The 3295-nt window shown below is 70.8% G+C and carries 2 protein-coding genes; both read left to right on the top strand.

Annotated features, from left to right (window positions below):
• Positions 1–116: 116 nt before the first annotated feature.
• Positions 117–1154 (top strand): aldo/keto reductase family protein, encoded by a 1038-nt coding sequence (locus CNO22_RS26325; protein WP_100502192.1) that lies wholly within the window; start codon positions 117–119, stop codon positions 1152–1154.
• A 188-nt stretch (positions 1155–1342) separates the two neighbouring features.
• Positions 1343–2911 (top strand): mannitol dehydrogenase family protein, encoded by a 1569-nt coding sequence (locus CNO22_RS26320; RefSeq protein WP_100502191.1) that lies wholly within the window; start codon positions 1343–1345, stop codon positions 2909–2911.
• Positions 2912–3295 lie beyond the last annotated feature (384 nt).

The following is a 3295-nucleotide window of genomic DNA, read 5'->3' as shown; positions in this document are numbered from 1 at the left end:
CACCTTCCCTCGGCCCTTGCCCGGGCGAACCGTCGCAGGCCGAGGCAGACGACGCAACGGCACGGGCGTGCCATCCCCACGGGCCAGCCGCGCCTCCGGTACTACGGTCCGCAGGCGTGGAGTTCCGTCGACTGGGCCGCTCCGGCCTGAACATCTCCCGGATCGCCTACGGCAACTGGCTGACCCACGGCAGTCAGGTGGACGAGGACGCCGCGGTGGCGTGTGTGCATGCGGCCCTCGACGTCGGGATCACGACCTTCGACACCGCCGACGTCTACGCCGGCACGAAGGCCGAATCGGTCCTCGGCCGGGCGCTGGCCGGCCAGCGCCGCGAGGGCCTGGAGATCTCGACGAAGGTGTACTGGCCGACCGGGCCCGGCCCCAACGACGGCGGCCTGTCCCGTAAGCACATCTTCGAGAGCTGCCACGCCTCGCTGCGGCGGTTGCAGACTGACCACATCGACCTCTATCAGGCGCACCGCTACGACCCCACGGTGCCGCTGGAGGAGACGGTGACGGCCTTCGCCGACCTGGTGCGGGCCGGGAAGGTGCTCTACCTCGGTGTTTCGGAGTGGCGCGCCGACCAGATCGTCACTGGCGCCGCGCTGGCCCGGGACCTCGGCGTCCAGCTGGTGAGCAACCAGCCGCAGTACTCGATGCTGTGGCGGGTCGTTGAGGCCGAGGTCGTCCCCACCTGCGAGAAGGAGGGGCTGTCTCAGATCGTCTGGTCCCCGCTGGCCCAGGGCGTGCTCACCGGCAAGTACCGGCCGGGCGAGCAGCCCCCGGCCGGCAGCCGTGCCAGCCATGCGGGCGTGGGCTTCAACATCACAGGGTTCCTCGCCGACGACGTCCTCACCCGGGTGCAGCAGCTGCGCCCCACCGCGGAGGACCTCGGCCTGACGATGGCGCAGCTGGCGCTGGCCTGGGTGCTGCAGAACCCCAACGTGGCCGCGGCGATCATCGGCGCCAGCCGCCCGCAGCAGGTCCGCGACAACGTCAAGGCGGCCGGCGTCCGACTTGAAGCCGACGTCATGACCCGGATCGACGACGTCCTCGGCGACGCGGTGGAACGCGACCCCGCTCAGATCTTCCTGCCCTCGGACAAGGCGGCGAGGGACGCGGCGGCCCAGCAAGACGGGACGGCCGCTGCCTGACCGCCGAGCGCGGGTCGGAGCATTCGCGTCCTGAGTCCGGACAGTCGTCGGACGCGGTGGACGTCGATGCGCCCGCTAGCTTTCACGACCCAGCCCGGCCGGGACGACGGCCACTGGTGGAGCGCAACCCTGACTTGACGTTAGGTTGCCCAGGTCCCGTGCCGCCTCGCCCGCCACGGAGCCTGCCGATGGCCCCTTTGAACGCCGGCACGCTGCGGTCGCTCGCGGCAGCGGCCGCGATCCCGTCCTACGACCGTCGCCGTGTCCGCACCGGCATCGTGCACGTCGGCGTCGGCGGCTTCCACCGCGCGCACCAGGCGATGTACGCCGACCGGCTCATGGACGCCGGCCGGGCCCTCGACTGGAGCATCTGCGGGGTCGGCGTCCTCCCCGCGGATCGCCGCATGCAGCAGGCCCTGACTGCTCAGGACGGCCTGTACACCCTCCTCGTCAAGTACCCGGACGGCTCGCTCGAGCCCCGGGTCATCGGTTCCATCGTCGAGTACCTCCTGGCGCCCGACGACCCGGAGGCCGTGGTCGAGAAGATGGCGGACGCCGATACCCGGATCGTGTCACTGACGATCACCGAGCGGGGCTACAACACCGACCCGGTGACCGGCGTCTTCGACGTCAGCACGCCGGACGTTCGAGCCGACCTGCGGCCCGACGCGGTCCTCCGCACCACCTTCGGGTTGGTGATCGAGGCGCTGGCGCGCCGTCGGAGCCGGGGCCTCGCGCCGTTCACCGTGCTGTCCTGCGACAACCTGCAGGGCAACGGTGACGTCGCCCGGCGGGCGTTCGCCGCGTTCGCGACCCTGCGGGATCCGGCCCTGGGCGCGTGGGTCGAGCGGGAGGTGTCTTTCCCGAACAGCATGGTCGACCGGATCACCCCGATCACCACGCCCGCCGACGTGGCGTTGGTCCACGAACGGCTCGGTGTGGTCGACGCGTGGCCGGTGGTGTGTGAGCCGTTCGTCCAGTGGGTCGTCGAGGATCGCTTCCCCGCCGGTCGTCCGCCATGGGAGGACGCCGGTGTGCAGTTGGTCGCGGACGTCACCCCCTACGAGGCGATGAAGCTGCGGCTGCTCAACGGGAGTCATCAGGCGCTGGCCTACTTCGCTCACCTGGCCGGCTACCGCTTCGTGCACGAGGCCTGCCGGGACCCGCTGTGGTCGCGGTTCCTGCAGGACTACATGGATCGCGAGGTCGGGCCCACGTTGCAGGCCGTGCCGGGGGTGGACCTCGAGGACTACAAGCGGACCCTTCTCCAGCGTTTCAGCAGTGCCGCAGTTGCTGACACCGTGGCACGGCTGTGCGCCCAAACCTCCGCGCTGATCCCCAAGTACGTGCTGCCGGTGATCCACGCCGGTCTGGCCCAGGGTGGGGAGGTGCACCGGGCCGCGGCCGTCGTCGCCAGCTGGGCCCGGTTCGCCGAAGGACTCGACGACCACGGAGGCTCCATCACACTCGTGGATCGCCATGCGGAGCGCCTCCGGGCCAACGCCAGTCGGCTCGGCGAGGACCCGCTCGCCTTCATCGCCGAGCGGAGCATCTTCGGCGACCTCGTGGACGACGAGCGGTTCGTGGCACCCTACCGACGGGCCCTGACGTCCCTGCGCGAACGGGGTGCGCGCGCCACCCTCGCCGACTTTGTCGGACCACGGGCTGGCACGGGCGATGCTCCGGCTCGACCCGCCCCGGGCCACGGGATGGCGCTGCCGAAAGCCATCGCCTGCAGCCCGACTGCGCCTTCGTGAGAGATCCTGCCGCTCCCAGCCCGAATGCAGTCAGGAGTGACGATCCGCGGAGAGCAGCCCCCAGCGATTGCCTGATGGCTGCACCGCACCGGAGCAGTAAGCCCGCCTCGAGGCCAGGCATGGGCTCCTGGGCGACCCACCAGGTGAGTGGGGTGACTGCCTCGACACCCGGCGCGGCAGGCCCGCGGTCGCATCCCCGTGAGCGGCGACCCGTTCCCGTCCTGGCGACGTGCCTCTGTCCTCCCGGGACGCTCGCCCGACGTCGGGCGAAGAGGGTCGGGAGGCTCTCAGAACGTGTTTAGAAAGCGGGGGTGACAGGGGTCGAGCGGTGAGTCAGGCTGGTTCATGGGCTCTTCCCCGGCCTATCCCTCGGATCTGACCGAT

The organism is Geodermatophilus chilensis (assembly GCF_002802985.1).
Classification (GTDB): domain Bacteria; phylum Actinomycetota; class Actinomycetes; order Mycobacteriales; family Geodermatophilaceae; genus Geodermatophilus; species Geodermatophilus chilensis.
This window is presented reverse-complemented; position numbering and strand designations above follow the sequence as displayed.